General features: G+C 63.1%; 19 protein-coding genes. 12 read left to right on the forward strand and 7 right to left on the reverse strand.

The features are described from left to right. The first annotated feature begins 197 nt into the window (after nt 1-197). From nirB to cynS, 4 genes are all read left to right on the forward strand, one after another. The gene (gene nirB / locus DOM45_RS05920; RefSeq protein WP_110598593.1) at nt 198-2,807 is read left to right on the forward strand and encodes a nitrite reductase large subunit NirB; all 2,610 of its coding nucleotides are present in this window, start codon (nt 198-200) and stop codon (nt 2,805-2,807) included. Beyond that, nucleotides 2,804-3,250 carry a nitrite reductase small subunit NirD gene (locus tag DOM45_RS05925; protein ID WP_110598594.1) on the forward strand — a complete coding sequence of 149 codons (447 nt, stop codon included), beginning with the start codon at nt 2,804-2,806 and terminating at the stop codon, nt 3,248-3,250. Before nirB ends, DOM45_RS05925 begins: the two co-directional genes overlap by 4 nt. A 106-nt stretch (nt 3,251-3,356) precedes the next feature. Further along, complete coding sequence (locus DOM45_RS05930; RefSeq protein WP_110598595.1) at nt 3,357-4,169, forward strand: formate/nitrite transporter family protein; 813 nt, start codon at nt 3,357-3,359, stop codon at nt 4,167-4,169. A 100-nt stretch (nt 4,170-4,269) separates the two neighbouring features. After that, nucleotides 4,270-4,710, forward strand: a complete 441-nt coding sequence (cynS, locus tag DOM45_RS05935; protein ID WP_110598596.1) for a cyanase — start codon at nt 4,270-4,272, stop codon at nt 4,708-4,710. Between the two features lie 176 nt (nt 4,711-4,886). Here the strand turns inward: cynS and DOM45_RS05940 are convergent, their stop codons facing one another. Both DOM45_RS05940 and DOM45_RS05945 read right to left on the reverse strand, forming a co-directional pair. Continuing rightward, on the reverse strand, nt 4,887-5,684 hold the full coding sequence (locus DOM45_RS05940) for a potassium channel family protein (protein WP_205909399.1): 798 nt from the start codon (nt 5,682-5,684) through the stop codon (nt 4,887-4,889). Between the two features lie 169 nt (nt 5,685-5,853). Further along, on the reverse strand, nt 5,854-6,567 hold the full coding sequence (locus DOM45_RS05945; RefSeq protein ID WP_110598598.1) for a DUF3581 family protein: 714 nt from the start codon (nt 6,565-6,567) through the stop codon (nt 5,854-5,856). Between the two features lie 148 nt (nt 6,568-6,715). On the opposite strand from DOM45_RS05945, the gene DOM45_RS05950 reads away from it, so the two are divergent. Together DOM45_RS05950 and DOM45_RS05955 are read left to right on the forward strand one after the other, a co-directional pair. Then, a complete protein-coding gene (locus tag DOM45_RS05950; protein WP_110598599.1) occupies nt 6,716-7,231 on the forward strand; it encodes a YchJ family protein in 516 nt (171 codons plus the stop codon). Nucleotides 7,232-7,388: 157 nt separating this feature from the next. Continuing rightward, on the forward strand, nt 7,389-8,651 hold the full coding sequence (locus DOM45_RS05955; RefSeq protein WP_110598600.1) for a mechanosensitive ion channel family protein: 1,263 nt from the start codon (nt 7,389-7,391) through the stop codon (nt 8,649-8,651). Between the two features lie 27 nt (nt 8,652-8,678). Here the strand turns inward: DOM45_RS05955 and pdxR are convergent, their stop codons facing one another. Next, complete coding sequence (gene pdxR, locus DOM45_RS05960; RefSeq protein WP_425353325.1) at nt 8,679-10,178, reverse strand: MocR-like pyridoxine biosynthesis transcription factor PdxR; 1,500 nt, start codon at nt 10,176-10,178, stop codon at nt 8,679-8,681. Between the two features lie 94 nt (nt 10,179-10,272). Here pdxR and DOM45_RS05965 point away from each other — a divergent pair, with 94 nt between their 5' ends. Genes DOM45_RS05965 through DOM45_RS05985 form a run of 5 tightly spaced genes read left to right on the forward strand, consistent with a single transcriptional unit; the run spans nt 10,273 to nt 13,094 of the window. Further along, on the forward strand, nt 10,273-10,719 hold the full coding sequence (locus tag DOM45_RS05965; protein ID WP_110598601.1) for a GNAT family N-acetyltransferase: 447 nt from the start codon (nt 10,273-10,275) through the stop codon (nt 10,717-10,719). 17 nt (nt 10,720-10,736) lie between these two features. Continuing rightward, nucleotides 10,737-11,186 (forward strand): rhodanese-like domain-containing protein, encoded by a 450-nt coding sequence (locus tag DOM45_RS05970; protein WP_110598602.1) that lies wholly within the window; start codon nt 10,737-10,739, stop codon nt 11,184-11,186. An 8-nt stretch (nt 11,187-11,194) separates the two neighbouring features. Next, nucleotides 11,195-11,944, forward strand: coding sequence for a GNAT family N-acetyltransferase (locus tag DOM45_RS05975; RefSeq protein WP_110598603.1), 750 nt, complete (start codon nt 11,195-11,197; stop codon nt 11,942-11,944). 3 nt (nt 11,945-11,947) lie between these two features. Then, nucleotides 11,948-12,595 (forward strand): FMN-binding negative transcriptional regulator, encoded by a 648-nt coding sequence (locus tag DOM45_RS05980; protein ID WP_110598604.1) that lies wholly within the window; start codon nt 11,948-11,950, stop codon nt 12,593-12,595. Between the two features lie 13 nt (nt 12,596-12,608). Next, nucleotides 12,609-13,094 carry an OsmC family protein gene (locus DOM45_RS05985; RefSeq protein ID WP_110598605.1) on the forward strand — a complete coding sequence of 162 codons (486 nt, stop codon included), beginning with the start codon at nt 12,609-12,611 and terminating at the stop codon, nt 13,092-13,094. 10 nt (nt 13,095-13,104) lie between these two features. On the opposite strand, the gene DOM45_RS05990 is transcribed toward DOM45_RS05985, so the two are convergent. From DOM45_RS05990 to DOM45_RS06005, 4 genes are all read right to left on the reverse strand, one after another. Beyond that, nucleotides 13,105-14,625 (reverse strand): tripartite tricarboxylate transporter permease, encoded by a 1,521-nt coding sequence (locus DOM45_RS05990; RefSeq protein ID WP_110598606.1) that lies wholly within the window; start codon nt 14,623-14,625, stop codon nt 13,105-13,107. A gap of 4 nt (nt 14,626-14,629) precedes the next feature. After that, on the reverse strand, nt 14,630-15,172 hold the full coding sequence (locus DOM45_RS05995; protein WP_110598607.1) for a tripartite tricarboxylate transporter TctB family protein: 543 nt from the start codon (nt 15,170-15,172) through the stop codon (nt 14,630-14,632). 86 nt (nt 15,173-15,258) lie between these two features. Continuing rightward, the gene (locus DOM45_RS06000; protein ID WP_157958355.1) at nt 15,259-16,233 is read right to left on the reverse strand and encodes a tripartite tricarboxylate transporter substrate binding protein; all 975 of its coding nucleotides are present in this window, start codon (nt 16,231-16,233) and stop codon (nt 15,259-15,261) included. Nucleotides 16,234-16,287: 54 nt separating this feature from the next. Further along, nucleotides 16,288-17,466 carry a mandelate racemase/muconate lactonizing enzyme family protein gene (locus DOM45_RS06005; RefSeq protein ID WP_162302602.1) on the reverse strand — a complete coding sequence of 393 codons (1,179 nt, stop codon included), beginning with the start codon at nt 17,464-17,466 and terminating at the stop codon, nt 16,288-16,290. Between the two features lie 157 nt (nt 17,467-17,623). Between DOM45_RS06005 and DOM45_RS06010 the strand changes: the two genes are divergently transcribed. After that, complete coding sequence (locus tag DOM45_RS06010; RefSeq protein WP_110598610.1) at nt 17,624-18,253, forward strand: helix-turn-helix domain-containing protein; 630 nt, start codon at nt 17,624-17,626, stop codon at nt 18,251-18,253. The last annotated feature ends 23 nt before the right edge of the window (nt 18,254-18,276 follow it).

An 18,276-nucleotide genomic window follows, 5' to 3' on the forward strand; every position in this document is an offset into this window, starting at 1 on the left:
CCGCGCGCCGGATCGATGTCGCGCGACGGCCGCAGACCCGGACGGGTGGGTTCCGGGTATCCCGTTTGACGGAAACAGAATTCAGGCAAAGGCGCCTGATGCCGCGAAGCCAACGCTTCGTGGCATCAGGCGCCTTTTTGCGTTGTATGGCTCGGCACCACCCTGCTATCCAAGCCCAACGAACGAGAGGAGCCCGCATGAACACTCCCGATATCGACGCGGACACGTCGACCGCGACCCGCAGCCATCGCGCTCTGCCCCGCCTGGTCGTGATCGGCAACGGCATGGTCGGTCACCACTTGCTGGAGCGGCTGATCGAGCAGGACGCCCATCGCCGGTTCTCGGTAACCGTTTTCGGCGAGGAGCGTCATCGTGCCTACGACCGCGTGCACCTGTCGGAGTACTTCGACGGTCGAGACGCGAATTCACTGTCGCTGAGCGAAGCCGACTATTGCGATCTCAACGGGATCGAACTGCATCTGGACGAGGCTGTCACTGCGATCGATCGCGACGCACGTCTCGTCACCACCACCCGCGGCGAGTATCCTTTCGACCAGTTGGTGCTGGCCACCGGCTCCTTCCCCTTCGTGCCGCCGATTCCCACTCCGGAAGAGGCCAAGGAGAGCCACGCGGCGCTGGTCTATCGCACCCTCGACGATCTCGACCGCATTCGCGATGCCGCCGAATCGCTTTCGGCACGGGAAACTCGACGCGGCGTCGTCGTCGGCGGCGGTCTGCTTGGCCTCGAGGCGGCCAATGCGCTCAGATCGCTGGGGCTCGAAGCCCATATCGTCGAATTCGCGCCCCGGCTGATGCCGGTGCAACTGGATACCGAAGGCGGAGCAGCGCTGCGACAGCAGATAGAGGCGCTGGGTGTGAAGATCCACCTGGAGCGCGCCACGACCGAGATCATCGCGGGTGAAGCCCACCGCTACCGCATGAATTTCGCCGACGGCGAGTGGCTCGAGACCGACATGATCGTCTTCTCCGCCGGCATCCGCCCACAGGACCGGCTGGCACGGGAGTGCGGGCTCGAGATCGGCGAGCGCGGCGGCATCATCATCGACGACACCTGCCGTACCTCCGATCCGGATATCTTCGCCATCGGCGAATGTGCACTCTGGAACGACCGGACCTTCGGTCTGGTCGCGCCGGGCTACACCATGGCGCGCACCGTCGCCGGCTGCTTGACCGGCACCTGCGAGCCGTTCAGCGGCGCCGACATGTCGACCAAGCTCAAACTGCTCGGCGTCGACGTGGGCTCGATCGGCGATGCCCACGCCGCCACCGAAGGCGCCGTGAGTTACCGCTTCATCGATGAAGCCGGCCACGGCTATCGTCGTCTGGTCGTCTCCGCCGACGGCAGGCGGGCGATCGGCGCCGTGCTGGTGGGCGACAACAGCTACTACGACACCCTGCTGCAGTACGTGCAGAACGGCATCGGACTGCCCGCCGATCCCGCCAGCCTGATCCTGCCCCAGGGCGAAGGCGCACCACTGCTGGGTGCCGACGCGCTGCCGGAGACCGCAACGATCTGCTCGTGCCACAACGTCTCCAAGAGCGCGATCTGCCAGACGGTCGAGGGCGGTTGCAGCGATCTCGGCACGCTCAAGGCGGAGACGAAGGCGAGCACCGGCTGCGGTGGCTGCACCGCCCTGCTCAAGCAGGTCTTCGAGCATGAACTCGAGCGCCGCGGCATCGAGGTCGACCGCAGCCTTTGCGAGCACTTCGCCCATACCCGCCAGGAACTCTACGGAATCATTCGCGTCGAGGGCCTTCGCAGTTTCGAGGCGCTGCTTGCCCGCCACGGCAAGGGCCAGCTCGGCTGCGATATCTGCAAGCCGGCGGTGGCCTCGATTCTCGCCTCGTGCTGGAACGAGTCGATCACCAGCCCCTCTCTGGTGCCGCTGCAGGACACCAACGACACCTTCATGGCCAATATGCAGAAGAACGGCACCTACTCCGTGGTACCGCGCGTCCCCGGTGGCGAGATCACCCCGGACAAGCTGATCGCCATCGGCGCCGTGGCCAAGAAGTACGACCTGTATACCAAGATCACCGGCGGCCAGCGCATCGACCTGTTCGGCGCTCAGTTGCACGAGCTGCCGGAGATCTGGAGCGAGCTGATCGACGCCGGATTCGAGACCGGCCACGCCTACGGCAAGTCCACGCGGACGGTGAAATCCTGTGTCGGCAATACCTGGTGTCGCTATGGCGTCCAGGATAGCGTGGCCATGGCGCTGATCATCGAGAATCGCTACAAGGGGCTGCGCTCGCCGCACAAGCTCAAGTTCGCCGTCTCCGGCTGCACGCGAGAATGCGCGGAAGCCCAGAGCAAGGATGTCGGCGTGATCGCCACCGAGCACGGCTGGAATCTCTTCGTCTGCGGTAATGGCGGCATGCGCCCGCGCCATGCGGAGCTGTTCGCCACCGATCTCGACGACGACACGCTGCTGAAGACCATCGACCGTTTTCTGATGTTCTACATCCGCACCGCCGACCGCCTGCAGCGCACCTCGGTATGGCGGGAGAACCTCGACGGAGGCCTCGACTACCTCAAGCAGGTGATCCTCGAGGACAGTCTCGGCCTGGGCGGCGAACTGGAGGCGCAGATGCAGCACGTGGTCGACCAGTACGAGTGCGAGTGGGCCAATGCGCTCAAGGATCCGGAGAAGCTCAAGCGCTTCCGCACCTTCGTCAACGACAAGCGCAGCGACCCGGACATCATCGCCGTTTCCGAGCGGAACCAGCCGCGACCGGCGCGTCCGGAAGAGATCGCCAGACTGGCCGTGGAGGTGACGTCATGAGCGGCACGGCCATCGCACCCGGGACCGAAGCCCGGATCCGCCTCTGCTCGCGGCAAGACCTTGTCGCCAACTCCGGCATCGTTGCCTGGCACCAGGGCCATCAGATAGCGATCTTCCTACTGGCTCAGCCGCCTGGGAGCGTGGGGCCAGTGCCACCCGAGTCGTCCGAAGTCGCGGGAGCGCCTTTCGCCTCGCCGATCACTTCCGATGGGCTCTATGCGCTCGACAACCGGGATCCGTTCTCCGGCGCCAACGTGATCGGCCGCGGCATCGTCGGCGACCTGGGGGGCGAGCTGGTGGTGGCCTCGCCGATCTACAAGCAGCATTTTCGGCTGCGAGATGGCCAGTGCCTGGAGGCCCCCGACCAGCGCCTGCGCTGCTGGCCGGTCGCCCTCGAGGGCGACGACGTGGTGCTGCTGGCAGAGGCGGCGGCCGGCCGCTGACCCGGCCTGGCCGGAGAGGCCGCCGAACCCCGGCGACCCCGATCGACTCCTGTCCCGAAAGACGAGCAATAACGCTTCATACACAATCACAATCGAGGAAAGCGTCATGTCCTATCTACTCCCTGCCGAATTCACCACCAAAATGGTCGATGCCGGTGAATCCAAGATATTCATGTCCACCCGTGACACGATAATTCGCGCCTACATGGCCGGGGCGATCCTGGCGCTGGCGGCGGCGTTTGCCATTACCATCACCGTGCAGACCGGCCAGCCACTGGTGGGCGCGATCCTGTTCCCGGTGGGGTTCGTGATGCTCTATCTGATGGGCTTCGATCTACTGACCGGCGTGTTCATGCTGACGCCACTGGCCCTGCTGGACCGACGTCAGGGGGTGACGCTCAATCGTGTGCTGCGCAACTGGGGCTGGGTATTTCTCGGCAATCTGGGCGGGGCGCTGACCGTTGCCTTCATGATGGCGTTCATCTTCACCTACGGCTTCTCCATCGGCCCGGGCGTCGTGGGAGAGAAGATCGCCGGGATCGGCGAATCGCGCACGCTGGGCTACGCCGAGTACGGCGTCGCCGGCTGGGCGACCATCTTCATCCGCGGCATGCTCTGCAACTGGATGGTCTCGATGGGCGTGGTCGGAGCGATGGTCTCGACCTCCGTCAGCGGCAAGGTGATCGCGATGTGGATGCCGATCATGCTGTTCTTCTACATGGGCTTCGAGCACTCGATCGTCAACATGTTCCTGTTTCCCTCGGCGATGATCATGGGCGGCGGCTTCTCGATCATGGACTACCTGTGGTGGAACGAGATACCGACAGTGCTGGGCAACCTGGCCGGCGGGCTCGCCTTCACCGGACTCACGCTCTACGCCACCCACGTCAAGACCGGACCCAAGCGGGACCTGGCCTGAGCACGACTTGATGTCGGCCGCGACGCGAACGGGAGCCGATCAATACATGCCGGGGCATCCGCGGGATGCCCTATCGATACCAAGATGGAGAGACTGACCCATGGACAAGCTGGAAATGCACCACACGCTGATGGCCGCCAAGGCGCGCAAGGGATTGAGCTGGGAGTCGCTGGGCGAGATGACCGGTCACTCGCCGGTCTGGATCGCTTCGGCCTGCTACGGCATGAACAGCGCCCCGCCAGAAACCGCGCGCAAGATCGCCGATGCGCTGGAACTCGGCGATGACGTAGCGAGAGCCCTGGAAGCCTTTCCCACCAAGACGTGGGACGGCGCCATTCCGCAGGACCCGCTGATCTACCGGCTTTACGAAATCGTCGGCGTCTACGGTCCCACCCTCAAGGATGTCATTCAGGAGAAGTTTGGCGACGGTATCATGAGTGCCATCGACTTCGAGATGGAAGTCGAACGGGAGGAGAATCCCAAGGGCGACCGGGTCGTGGTTACCATGAGCGGCAAGTTCCTGCCCTACAAGGGCTGGTAGTTGCGGGCTTTCGGTAGCGCCGGAACAAAAAAAGCCCGCGCAAGAGGGGGGATGCGCGGGCGAGGCGGGGTGTTACTAGGAGACGCGACTCGAACGACTGCTGCAAAGCATCTGCATTCGATGAAAATATATTAGCACCCTTATATTTTTCTGGCAATGGACTCTCCCAATCGAGCTCATCGATCCGCACTATCGCCGCGCTCATGGCGCTCGGCCAGTTCCTGGCGATGATCGCGAAGTTCCTGTCGCAGCGAATCGATCTCCTCCCGAAGCTCGCTTACCTGCTCGATCATATGGCGCATCATCCGCCGGTTTGCCTGATGCTGGCGTGACTCGGATTCGCCCTGGTCCTCGACGAACAGCGAACTGACGTAGGCGGCGAAACTGCCGAACAGGCCGACGCCACAGACCATCAGCATCACGGCAACCACCCGTCCCATCGTCGTGACCGGGTAGTAATCGCCGTAGCCCACCGTGGTGACGGTCACCACCGCCCACCATAGCGCCTCCTCGGCGGTATTGATCGGACTGTGGGGATCCGGGGATTCCACGATCAGCACCGTCATCGCGCCGAAAATCACCAGCAGGACGGTGGCGGTCGCGGCCGAAGCCAGCACCCCCTGGGCGCGATTGCGGAATAGCAGTTGCCAGATCAGCTCCAGCGATCGCACCGCACGCAGCACGCGAATGACTTGAACGACTCGCATCAGGCGCGCCGCCTGGAGCCAGCCCGCGGGGATGCACGCCAGCAGATCCAGCCACCCCCACCGCATGTAGCGCCATTTGCTGGGCGCCCGGTAGAACCGCTGGCAGAAGTCGACGAAGAAGAAGAAGCAGACAAGGTAATCCAGATAGCCGAAGAGCCGGCTGATCTCGGGGGGCAAATCAAGGAATATGTCGGCGAGCATGGCGCCAAGGACATAGAAAGAGAGCGCCAGGATAAAAAACTGAAACGGCGTAACGTGTTCTTTCACGACGAGTCCCATTCACGTGAACGGCCCACGCCGACAGCCACCGGGCTGCGGCGGGATCAAAGTGAATGACATTATCGGCGGTTCGGCCGCTAAAACGCGAATCGCCCGGTTCGATGTGACATCGATCGCCACCTGGAGGGGGCGCTGACGCGCAGCTCGAATCCCGGTGTCAGGCCGAGCAGGGGTTGGCGGCTTTCAATTGAGCGAAATTGGTCACGAAGGTGTCCATCTTTTCCGCGTCGTAATCCTGCAGACCGCTGATCACGAGCTTCTTGGAACCGATGCCCACGTCGTGGCCATTGCAACTCATGCGAAACTCGAGATGCGCCTCTCCGCGCTTGCCTTTCACATCCAGATTGGCACCGGCGAAGTCGAGATCCAGATCGCAGGGGTCGTGATTCTCGAGCGAGAACCCCATGCTGTCGTAGATCACCAGCGGCCGACGGGGATTGAACATCACGCCCTTCTCCTCGAGCAGCGGCTTGAGGTAGTGCGGGAAGTTGCGACCCGAGAAGGCGACGTAGCGACGGGTGAAAGTCTCCACCGTGGAGGGGTCGCGGATCGTCCAGCCGCTGCGCTTGACGCTCAGATACCGCTTGCCGTTCTCATCCACGACACTGACGGTGCCCGATTCATCCTCGAGGAAGCTCAGCGCCACGCGATCTCCCACCATGCCGCAGAAATGGAAGGTCATGTGCTGGGACAATCCATAGCGGGACAGGACCAGCGCAAACAGCAGGTCGCCGGGGACGCAGAAACGGCGCGCACAGGGGTCGTGAATCGGGTTGTAATCACCCGCGATCTGTCGCGCGAACCGACTGGCCTGCTCCGCCGTGATACAGATACGGTCCGCGTCGGTAGAATGGAACTCGTCGAGAAACATAGGTGGTCGACCCACATGTCGAGTGACTTGGCATTGGTTCTGGCTTGACGATGGTTCTGACAATCGGCGCCGCTCTTTTACCACAACTTCATCCAAAGCGCAGCGCACCATTAACATTCAGAGACAAATGATAGCGTAGTTTACCCAAATGAATGTTCCAACCACAGTCACCGAAGCACCAGACGCCCTCTCCTGCCCCTGCGGCAGTGGCCGGTCATACGAGCGCTGCTGCGGGATCTACCATCGCCTGGAGCAAGCCGCTCCGACGCCGGAGGCGCTGATGCGCTCCCGCTATACGGCTTTTGCGCTGGGCGGGCTGGGCGGCTATCTGGTCAGCACCTGGGACCCTGGCGCGCTCGACCCGACCCTGACGAGCGCCGCGCTCGATCAGCGAGATCAGCAATGGCTGGGGCTCGAGATCGTCGACGTCCGCACCGCCGGTGCGAGGGCCACCGTCGAATTCAAGGCCCGCTTCCGTCCCCGGCGTGCCGTCCCCGCCGGACCGGACCAGACCCTTCACGAGCGCTCCCGCTTCCACCGTCATCGCGGCAATTGGCTCTATGTCGATGGCATCATCGACCCACCGCCCGCCGACAGCCCGTCGCGCAACGCCCCCTGCCCGTGTGGAAGCGGCAAGAAAGCCAAACGCTGCTGCCTGCAGTGAAACCGATCCCGTGGTCGACTCGGTACGCGAGTGGACCACACCCCGGCGCCCCGCTACGCTTTTCTCCATTCGATGCACCGCCCGCGACTTCCGGGCGTGCCCATCCATCCCTTCGCAGCGCCATGCCGCCGCGAGTTGCGAACAAGAAAGCAGGTGAATGGAAATTTCCGATAGCGCCACCCATCTCTTCAGCCAGTCGCAGGATGCGCTCGGCCAGTGGCTCCACATTCCTGGATGGATCGCGCTGCCGGCACTGATTCTCCTTGCCGCTGTCATCATCGATCTCGTGCTGCACTTCACGCTCAACCGGATGGAGCGTCGCCTGCGCGACTCGCCCCGCCGCTGGGACGATCCCATTCTCCATGGTCTGCGTCTGCCACTGCGCTGGTGGGTCTGGATCACGGCCTTGATGGTCGGCCTGGGAATCATCGGCGCGCACTTCGAGATCGAGCGACTGACGGCCGTGTTATCGCGTCTCGGCGCACTGATCACGCTCCTGCTCGTCGGCTGGGGCGGCATTCGCCTGTTCCGGCGGCTGGAGCAGCGGCTGGTGTTCCCGCCGGTCAAGTGCCACGCCAAGCCCGTCGACCCGACCTCGGCATCGGCGCTGACCAAGATCGTCGGTGCCGTGCTGATCGTCACGCTGCTGCTGATCGGGCTGCAGATTCTGGGCGTATCGATGTCGAGCATCCTCGCGATGGGCGGGTTCGGCGGCCTGGTCATCGGTTTCGCCGCGCGGGATGTGATCGCCAATTTCTTCGGCGGCATGGTGGTCCACCTGGACAAGCCCTTCGTGGTCGGCGACTGGATCCGCTCGCCCGAGCGCCAGATCGAGGGCATCGTCGAGGATATCGGCTGGCGCCTTACCACCGTGCGAACCTTCGCCGGTCCGCCGCTTTATGTCCCCAATGCCTGGTTCAGCCAGATTTCGGTCGAGACCCCGACGCGGATGGTCAGCCGCCGCCTGTGGGAGACCATCGGCATCCGCTACCAGGATATCGGCAAGATCGAGAACATCACCCACGATATCCGCGACCTGCTGCAGCAGCACGAGGAGATCAATCAGGACGAGCTGATCACGGTCAATTTCGTCACCTACGGTCAGTACTCGCTGGACATCATGATCTACGCCTTCACCCGCGAGACGGATTGGCAGCGATTCCACGAGATCAAGCAGGGCATCCTGCTCAAGGTTCGCGACATCATCGACCAGCACGGCGCCTGTTTGGCCCTGCCGACGTCTCGGCTCTATCTTCCCGAGGGCCTGGATCGCGAGGATGGTGAGCGAGGCGGGACCCGGGTCCATGGTGAACGAGAATCGGGTGACGACGACGGCGCCTCCCGATCTTCCGGCGACAGACACCGGCCATCCAGGGCCCCGGGGCCCAGCGACGACTCCGAAGGAGAGGGCGACGCCTGAGCCAGGGTCCGGCGAAGGTGTCGCGGGCTAGGGCTCGTCACGAGAAGCCAGCGCGCACCAGGCGTCGCTCAGCCAGCGGCCAGCGGAAGCGATCTCGATGTCGGTGGCGCCGGCATAACCCAGCACCAGGCCTGGCCGAGCGGGGGAGCGCAGGAAATAGCGTGATAGCGGCGACAGTAGAATTCCCGCCTGCTCCGCCCGGGCGACCAGTTCGGCCTCCAGCGCCGGGCTCTCCAGCTCGGCGACCAGGTGCATGCCCGCCGTTCCCGCCGACAGCCCGAGGCCCTTCGCCACAGCCGGCGCCAGGGCATGGCGCAGGGCAGCCTGGCGTTGCCGATAGAGTTCCCGCATCCGCGAGACGTGGCGCGCGAAGTGCCCTTCGGTAATGAACGCCGCCAGCGCGGCCTGGGCCACGTACTGACCCTCGCGGTGGAGTCGTGCATTGGCCCGCCGGAACGGCTCGACCAGCAGGTCCGGCAGCACCAGATAACCCAATCGCAGGCCGGGATACATCACCTTGCTGAAGGTGCCCACGTAGATGACCGGCGCATCGTCGACGAGCCCCTGTAGCGAGGCGATCGGCGCGCTGGCATAGCGGAACTCGCTGTCGTAGTCATCCTCGATGATCCAGGCGCCGTGACGCTGGGCCGCTTCGATCAGCGCCGTGCGTCGCTTGAGACTCATCGTCACGCCGCTGGGATACTGGTGCGAGGGCGTCACGTAGATCAGTCGAGGCGTCGCCACCGAAGATGGCAGGGTGGCGATTGCCATGCCCTCGTCATCCACCGGGACCGGCACGATATCTAGCCCGGCGGCGAGAAAGCAGGCGTGCGCACCGCCGTAGCCGGGCTCCTCCATCCAGACCGTCTCCCCCGTATCGGCCAGCAACCGGGCGATCAGTTCGAAGCCCTGCTGGGCGCCCTGGGTCACCAGAATCTGATCGGGCCGACAGCGTACCGATCGCGACAGCCGCAGATAGTCGCAGAGCGCCTCGCGAAGTGCCGGCACGCCTCCCCGATGCTGATAGTCGTGCCACTCCAGCGGCGCCCGCTGCTGGTGACGACGCAGCAGTCGCTGCCAGCGCTCACGCGGGAACCGGTCCAGCGCGGGCACGCCCGGTGCGAAGGCGGTGTGACGCTCGCTCAGCAGGCCGCTGATATCGAGAACGCGCTGGCCTCGGGCGGAGAGTGTCGCCGACACGGCCGTCCGCTCCGGCACCGGACGCCTCCCCGCCACTACCGCCGCGCCCCACTCGGCGACGAAGACACCCGCACCGGGCCGAGTCTCGAGGAAGCCCTCGGCGGTCAATCGATCGACCGCCCCCAGCACGGTATTGCGGCCCAGGCCGAGCTCGCGCGCCAGTTGCCGCGACGACGGCAGCGCGCTACCCGGCCTGAGCTCTCCCTGCTGGATCCAGTCTCTCAGCGACTGGTACAGGCGCTGGGTCAGGGTCAACGAAGAGGGCGTGGCGAGGCGCATCGTCAACGCTTCGACGATCCACGGACGATGCACATTGGGTTGTGTCACTGGTCCCCTCGCTATTGCAACAACTGGCTCTTATCGAAGGACCAGCATGACGCCAGACTACTGCCAAGTCACGTCAATCCTGCTGGAGGCCCCCATGACCGACATCCGCATCGCCACCCACGAAGAGATCGACGCCATCGCGCCGCTGGTCGATGGCTACCGCCAGTTCTACCGGCAGCCCAGCGACCTCGAGGGCGCCCGGGCCTTTCTTGGCGAACGCGACCGGCGCGGAGACGCTCACCTGCTGGTGGCCTACGACGCAGGCGATACGGCCGTCGGCTTCGCCCAGCTGTTCCCGATACCTTCGACGACCACCCTCGGCTCGCGCTGGATTCTCAACGACCTCTTCGTCGTCCCCGAGGCTCGTTGCCGCGGCATCGGCAGCGCCCTGCTGCAGGCCGCCAGGGAGCTGGCATCCGAGCACGGCATTGCCCAATTGATGCTGCGCACCCAGGTCGAGAACGCCGCCGCCCAGTCCCGCTACCGCGCGCTCGGCTGGCAACGCGACGATGCCTTCCACACCTTTCTGTTGACTGTCTGAACCGCCGGGAGCTCTCAATGACCGCGACCTCACTCGTACTCGATGTTCTGCCGGCCACCCCCGAGCAGAGCGCTTCCGCCATGCGCGACAAGCTCAGGTTTCATACCGATGCCTGGGATCTGGCGATGGATCTCGCCAACGGCATCGAGGAGATCATCGTCATCGATACCCGGCGTCACGATCACTACCTTGCCGGTCACATCCCTGGCGCGATCAGCCTCCCCCATGTCGAGATGACGGCAGAGCGATTGGCATCGCTGGACCGTTCGCGCGTCTACATCAGCTATTGCGACGGCATCGGTTGCAACGGCTCCACCTGGGGCGCCTTCAAACTCGCCAGCGCGGGGCTGAAGGTCAAGGAGCTACTCGGCGGCCTGGACTTCTGGAAGCGCGACGGTCATCCGGTTGCCACCGGCCCCAGTGCCGGCAGCCTGCGAGACCATACACTCACCTCCTGTGGCTGCTGAGACAGATCATGAAACCGACCACCAATGCGTACGGCCAGCCCGTGGGCAGCGATATCCCGGACTGGCGCGAGCCACCTTTTCCGGACCCGACCGTCCTGGAAGGACGCTTCTGTCGTCTGGAGCCGCTCGATCCAGGTCGGCATGCGCCATCGCTATGGCAGGCGTGGCAGATGCCCGACCCCGACATCGCCAACGATCGCGAGGCCAAGGCACGCTGGACCTACCTGGGTGGCCGTGCCTTCGACGATCGGGCGGGGTGCGAGCGCTGGCTGGAGACGATGAGTCGCGACAGCGATCCGATCTGCTACGCCATCATCGATCCGGCCGAGGATCGCGCCGTGGGCATGGCCACCTACCTGCGCATCGTCCCGACCGACGGCGCGCTCGAGATCGGTCATCTCAACTTCTCGCCGCGCATGGCACGGACGCCGATCTCCAGCGAAACGTTGATGTTGCTGATTCGACACGCCTTCGAGCTCGGCTACCGTCGCGTGGAGTGGAAATGCGACGCCCTCAATGCCCCTTCCCGTCGCGCGGCCGAGCGGCTGGGCTTCCGTCTCGAGGGCATCTTCCGCCAGCACCGGGTGGTCAATGGACGCAATCGCGACACCGCCTGGTTCTCGATCATCGACGACGAGTGGCCGGCCATCCGCGAGAGCCATCGCCGCTGGCTCTCGCCGGACAACTTCGATGCCGAGGGGCGCCAGCGCCAGTCGCTGGCCGAAGTGACGGCGACCCTCTCTTCCGACGGAGGCTGAATCGTGTACCAGCCGAATCCGTTTCGCCTCGACGATACCGCAGCAATGGAGAGCGCCATCGACCAGGCCCCGTTCGCGACCCTGATCACACCAGGAGGCGGTGGCGGCTTCGAGGCCGATCACCTGCCGCTGCTGCTCGAGACCGCCGGCGGCGAGTCGGCGCCTCGTCGACTGCGCGGCCATATCTCGCGTGCCAACCCGCTGGCCGACGCACCGGGCGCCAAGGTCTCCACCCTCCCCGCCCTGGCCATCTTCCATGGTCCGCAGGCCTATGTATCGCCAAGCTGGTATCCGGCCAAGCGCGAGCACGGCAGGGTCGTCCCGACCTGGAACTATCAGGTCGTGCACGTTCGCGGTCGCCTTCGCCTGATCGACGACCCATCCTGGCTACGTGAACTGACGGGCGCGCTGACCCGCCGCTTCGAACGTGGTCGGCCCGTTCCCTGGTCGATCGAGGATGCGCCGGATGACTACATTGCGGGGATGTGTCGTGCCATCATCGGTGTCGAGCTGACCGTCGAGCGCATGGAGGGCAAGCGCAAGGCGAGCCAGCACAAGCCGAGGGAGGAGCGCGAGGCGATCTTCCAGGGCCTTCGCGGCGAGTACGGGCATACCGCCGCCGAAGCAACGATTCTCAGCGGGATCGACTAGGAGGGAGGGTGCCATGTCCCACTATACGGCCACCATACGCTGGCGGCGCCAGCCGACGGAGGGATTCATCGACGGTTGCCACAGCCGGGGGCACGAATGGCACTTCGACGGTGGAGTCACCGTTGCCGCCTCTGCCTCCCCTCACATCGTCCCGCTCCCCTACTCGATCGAGGCCAACGTCGATCCCGAGGAAGCCTTCGTCGCGGCGCTCTCCAGCTGCCATATGCTGGTGTTTCTCGGTATCGTCGCCAAACGACGCTTCGTCGTCGAGCGCTACGAGGACAGCGCCGTCGGCGTGCTGGAACAGAATGACGCCGGCCAGTTGGCGATGACGCGGGTCACGCTGCGCCCGGCGGTGACGTTCTCCGGTGAGCGCCGACCGACCCCTGAACAGCTCGAGGCGATGCACCACCAGGCCCACCGGGGCTGCTTCATCGCCAACTCGGTCAAGACCGAAGTCGTGACCGAGATCGTGGAAAGCTCCATCGCCAACGAATGAACATTGGCGGTCACTCTTTTGGCGTCGGCGAACCGATCTTGTCGAGCGCACGCTTTCGCCTGCGTGAAAGTTTCGGCCCCAGACTGGGGATCAGCAACATGGCGAGCGCCATCAACAGCATGATCAGCGTCAAAGGTTCCGTATACAGCCCCGACCAGTCACCACCGGCAATCTGCAACCCCGAGCGCAACTTCTGTTCTGCCATGGGCGTCAGGATAAAACTGATCGCCAGCGGCCCCTTGGGGAAACCGCCCAGATCCAGCAGAAAACCGATCACCGCGAAACTGAGCAGCATCCACACGTCGGCAACGGAATTACCGTAAGCGTACCCGCCCACCAGGCAGAAGAATACGATGATGGGGAATAAAATGTAGCCGGGAATCTGGCTGATCCGGGAAACCCATCTAACGCTGCCTACCATGACGAAGTACATGATGATATTGGCGCAGAAAAAAGCCGCCATCAGAATGTAGACAAGCTCGGGATTGTTGACGAACAGCAGCGGCCCCGGCTGAATCGAATGGATCAACAACGCCGCCAGCAACAGCACATTGTTCAGACTTCCCGGCAGGCCGAGCGCAATAAGCGGAATCATGGCACCGCCGATGGTAGCATTGTTGGCGGACTCCGATGAAACGATTCCCGCTTCGCAGCCGGTGCCGAACTTTTCCGGTGTTTTCGACAGCGCCTTGGTAGTCGAGTAAGCCACCATCGAACCGATGATTGCCCCGACACCCGGCAACAGGCCAATCCAGGTTCCCAGTACGGAAGAGCGCAGCAGGTTGGCACCATGGCGCAGATAATCCTTCACCCCCATGATCACGCCGCGGTAGCTCGTGGAGAGCCCTTCGCCCTCTTTCTTGGGCTTAAGCAGATCGGTGAATGCGGTGCCCAGGGCGAAGAGCCCGATGAACATGGGGATAGGATCGATGCCGCCATTGAGCGCCACCAGATCGAACGTCAGTCGCGGCGTCCCGGAGGAAGGATCGATGCCCGGCACCGCGAGCAGCGCGCCCAGTAGTGCCGCGATGATGCCCTTCAGGAACGATCCCTCGGTGATGATCGCGATCAGCACCAGTGCCATGACGATCAGCGCGAAATAGTTGAAAGCGGTGAATTTGGTCGCCCAGATCGAAAGCGGCTTGGTCAGCAGGACCAGGGCCACCCAGGAGATCAAACCGCCGACGAACGAACTACCAATTCCCAGGCCGAGCGCGCGCCCCGGGCGACCCGCCCTGGCCATGGGGTAGCCATCCAGTGTCGTCATGATCGCGGCTTCGGTACCCGGCATCTTGAGCAGCGTCGCCGTGATCAATCCGCCGCTGATGGCGCCGATGTAGATCGAAATGAGCAGCACGATCGCCATTTCCGGCGTCATGAAGAAGGTCAGCGGCAGACATAGTGCTATGAGCATCGTGCCACTCAATCCGGGGATCGCCCCTACGAATACCCCAGCCGAGACACCCAACAGCATCAGACCAAGGGCTGCGGGCTGCAAGGTAAACCAGAAAGCCGTCAGCAAACCGTCCATCACATCACCCCAGCGCCGGAAGATCGACGAAAAAAACTTGCGTGAAAAGCCATTCGGCACCAAACCCCAGCACCACACCCAGCATTAGCGCGATCAATGTGCCGCGGCGACGATTCGGCATCGGCAACAACTGAGCTGCCACGACCACAAAGGCGGTCGTGACCAGCGAAATCGGAAAGCGCTCGAGAAATACCAGCCAGATGAAACCGAGGCATAACGTCAGCATGCCAAGTGGCGCCAGCAGTTGCCTCGCCTCGAAAATATCCTCTACAGACTCGCCAACTTGCGCCAGGGTGTCCTCCTTCATATCGCTTTTCTCGATATCAACGGGCGCACCGGTCGCGGAAACGGCAGGTGCTCTGGGAAGCAACCATTTACCTGCCTGCACGACACAAAGGCCGATCATGAGCACGGATACCCCCAGGGGCACGGCTCTGGAGCCAAGGGGGTCGAATGCGAAGCCGCCGATCTGCAGCGCGCTCCAGCAACCAATGACACCGACGATGCCGATGAGCATCGTGATAAACCACTCCTGTCTTCGATCCATTACGACGCCTCTCTTTCGCAAGCGTTAGGGAAGCGCGAAAGAGCGGCGCGACACGCCGCTCGTCTCGCAGGCAGCACGTTTCCTCGTTAGCGCGCAGTCGCCTGCCTGGCGACGGGTCCGACGATATCGGCCTGCTCGTCGAGATACTTACGGAACGCTTCACCACGGAGAAAGATCGGCTTGGTCAGGGTATCGTCGTAGTAGGTCTTAATACGGTCGCTTTGAGAGGCGGCCTCGAGCGCATCGGCGAAGGCATCAACGATCTCGTCGGGCGTGTCCTTGGGTGCCAGCCAGTAGTTACCGAAGCAGAAGCTGACATCGGTACCTTGAGAACGGGCCGTAGGCACCCCGGGCAAACGATCGTCAGGCTCATCGTCCAACAGGGCGATCGCCTTGACCTGGCTGTCGTCGGCCAGTTGACCATCCTCGGTCAGCGTAAAGTTCTTGGCCCCGGCGGCCCCCACGGAAGCCACGTCGATCTGGCCCCCGGTCAGTGCCGCAAAGTTGTCGGCTGAGCCACCGACCTGAGCGAAGCGGAAATCCGCGTCCGAGTGATTCTCGAGCATGATGCCGGACATGTGGTTCAGCCCGCCGATATTGACGCCAAACACCACCGGGTTGGATTTGTCGGCAGCAGCGGTCAGCAGAGCCTGCAGGCTGTCGTAGCCCGAATCCTTGCGCACCAGAATGGCCATGCAGTTCTCGCCGGTCAGGGCAACGGGCTTGAAGTCTTCATAACCGAAATTGGTGATTCCCGCGGCCTGCGCACCGATCAGCCCGGTCTCGTGGACCAGGAATTCATAGCCATCCGGCTTGGCGTCCATGACGCGTCTTGCACCGACGGAGGAGTGGCCGCCGACATTGACCACGTTGAGCGGCTCGGAGAGCAGTTGCTGCTCGTTAATGGCCGCTGCAAAACTACGTGCGACGAGATCGCTGGAGCCGCCAGCCTTGAACGGCACCACGATGCTGACCGGACGCTCCGGCCAGGTAGCGCCGGATGCAGAAGCGATCGACAGCGAGGCGACGGCAGCTGACAGAATCGTTTTCGCGTATTTCACGATATCTACCTCTTTGTTTTTGAAGGTTGGCGATTTTCGCCGTCGACCAACGGTCTAGTCGCCGACGCGACGCAGGTGGCCATTGGGTGTAGGAATCTTTTGCATATCGGGGAGCTGCTCATCGACGCAGAGCAGGCGCGAAACGTCCGGCGAGACGCCAAGGCCGACACAGGATGCCAACGACAGCTGACCGTCACGTACCTGAAGTTCTCCGGCAGCAGTCTGATCGAAGAGCGCGGTGTGAAGCGTGTGTAACTCCACGTGACGGACCTGTGAATGACCTCGCGCGATCTCCAGCGCCACTTTTTCGGTAAGCCAGGTCGAAGAGCACTGCAACGAGACGTCGCAGCGGTAGTCGCTCGCCAGAGCGATCAGTCGCCTGGCAGCGGTAATGCCGCCGACGGCGATAGGCGAAAACTGCAGCGCGCCGATCGCTTCGAACTCCAACAGTGCGCGAAATATCTCGAAGCGCGACTCGGCCTCGAACACCATGACCGGTACGCCGCAGTCACGATTGAGCCAGCGCATCTCCTCCCAACAGTGAGTGGGAAAGGGAGCCTGAACCGCCTCTACATCGAACTCGCGCCATACACCGAGCCATTTTTCCGCCCGCGCCCTGTCCAGGCTGTATACGGCATCGACGATCAGCCCGACATCCGGTCCGACGGCTTCTCTGACGGCTCTGACACGCGCGACGTCCTGTTCGAAGGCCAAAGCCCCGATTTTCATCTTGATGCGGTTGTGCCCCGCCGCGACGTAGCAGCGCATTTCGTCGGCCAGCCGAACGGGCGCATCGTCCTTGCGATAGAGCCCGCCACTGGCATAGACCGGGATTCGATCGCGCAGTGGCTCTATGGAGATCGCCGCCCCCAGCGCGCGTCCCGTGCGCTTGCCAAGCACGTCGTGCAGCGCGATATCGACCCCGCTCAAGGCCGCCGCCATCATGCCGTGACGACCATTGAGCGAAGCCATCGACCATAGGTCTTGCCACAGCCCAGCGGGATCGTTGGCATCAGCGCCGAGCACGCGGGGCCGAATTTCGCTCTGCAGAAAGCGGATCAATGCGTCGGCGGAATTATCGAAGCACCAGCACTCGCCCCATCCCTCGACGCCCTCTTCAGTGACCAGACGAACCAGCACAGACTGCTTCCGATGCCAGAGGATGCGCGGATTGAAGATCTGCCCTCCCAGGGGGACTTCCAGCAGAAAAATATTGAGCGCCTGGATCTTCATGACACACATGCTCCAAAAATTGTCTTATAAGACACATATGTCATATATTGCACATGACTGACATCTTGGCAAGTCTTTAACATTCTGTGCATGCTGAATAGCGATTGCTGTATGAGTTCCATGTGATGCCACATCGCACCTCCAGGGAGATGAGCGAGTGACGGAAGTAGATGACAAACTAAGCTCGGCTCGACTAGGCGAACGTATCAAACAGATACGCCGAGATAAGGCGTTGACACTTAGTGAAGTGGAACAGCGCTGCGGCCTGCGCGCCTCGACCGTATCCAAGATCGAACGCGGAGCGATCTCACCCAGTTATGCGAGCCTTCTCCGTCTCGCCAAAGGGCTGGAGGTGGAGCCTGCCGAACTGATCCAGCCCCAGGTGGATGCGTTACCCAAGACGCGGCGCTCGATTACCCGCAACGGTGAAGGCATCGGCCATTCCATTGGCTCGCACGACTATCGCTTTCTCTGTTCCGAACTGACGAACAAGAAGATGTGCCCGATGATCGCGACGGTTCACGCCAAAGAAATGACGGAGATTCGCGGAACCAGCGCCCGAGCGGACGGCCTGTTCTCTCACGAGGGAGAGGAGACGCTCTTCGTGGTCAAGGGCCAGGTTGTTCTGCACACCGAGTTCTATAGTCCCGTGGTTCTCAACGAGGGCGACTGCGCCTACATCGACAGCTCCATGGGCCACGCTTGTCTGAAAGGATCGGAAGAAGATGCGGTGGTTTTCTGGGTATGTACCGATCTGGCTTTCAAACCCAGCGAGTGGAACAACTGACGTCAACGAGGATACGAGGCAGG

It is taken from the genome of Salinicola lusitanus (assembly GCF_003206045.1).
Taxonomy (GTDB): Bacteria; Pseudomonadota; Gammaproteobacteria; order Pseudomonadales; family Halomonadaceae; genus Salinicola; species Salinicola lusitanus.

What these genes read in the sequence shown, in the direction of transcription:
- nirB (WP_110598593.1), top strand. Translation starts at nt 198, where the DNA reads ATGAACACTCCCGATATCGACGCGGACACGTCGACCGCGACCCGCAGC.
- DOM45_RS05925 (WP_110598594.1), top strand. Translation starts at nt 2,804, where the DNA reads ATGAGCGGCACGGCCATCGCACCCGGGACCGAAGCCCGGATCCGCCTC.
- DOM45_RS05930 (WP_110598595.1), top strand. Translation starts at nt 3,357, where the DNA reads ATGTCCTATCTACTCCCTGCCGAATTCACCACCAAAATGGTCGATGCC.
- cynS (WP_110598596.1), top strand. Translation starts at nt 4,270, where the DNA reads ATGGACAAGCTGGAAATGCACCACACGCTGATGGCCGCCAAGGCGCGC.
- DOM45_RS05945 (WP_110598598.1), bottom strand. Translation starts at nt 6,567, where the DNA reads ATGTTTCTCGACGAGTTCCATTCTACCGACGCGGACCGTATCTGTATC.
- DOM45_RS05950 (WP_110598599.1), top strand. Translation starts at nt 6,716, where the DNA reads ATGAATGTTCCAACCACAGTCACCGAAGCACCAGACGCCCTCTCCTGC.
- DOM45_RS05955 (WP_110598600.1), top strand. Translation starts at nt 7,389, where the DNA reads ATGGAAATTTCCGATAGCGCCACCCATCTCTTCAGCCAGTCGCAGGAT.
- DOM45_RS05965 (WP_110598601.1), top strand. Translation starts at nt 10,273, where the DNA reads ATGACCGACATCCGCATCGCCACCCACGAAGAGATCGACGCCATCGCG.
- DOM45_RS05970 (WP_110598602.1), top strand. Translation starts at nt 10,737, where the DNA reads ATGACCGCGACCTCACTCGTACTCGATGTTCTGCCGGCCACCCCCGAG.
- DOM45_RS05975 (WP_110598603.1), top strand. Translation starts at nt 11,195, where the DNA reads ATGAAACCGACCACCAATGCGTACGGCCAGCCCGTGGGCAGCGATATC.
- DOM45_RS05985 (WP_110598605.1), top strand. Translation starts at nt 12,609, where the DNA reads ATGTCCCACTATACGGCCACCATACGCTGGCGGCGCCAGCCGACGGAG.
- DOM45_RS05990 (WP_110598606.1), bottom strand. Translation starts at nt 14,625, where the DNA reads ATGGACGGTTTGCTGACGGCTTTCTGGTTTACCTTGCAGCCCGCAGCC.
- DOM45_RS05995 (WP_110598607.1), bottom strand. Translation starts at nt 15,172, where the DNA reads ATGGATCGAAGACAGGAGTGGTTTATCACGATGCTCATCGGCATCGTC.
- DOM45_RS06005 (WP_162302602.1), bottom strand. Translation starts at nt 17,466, where the DNA reads ATGAAGATCCAGGCGCTCAATATTTTTCTGCTGGAAGTCCCCCTGGGA.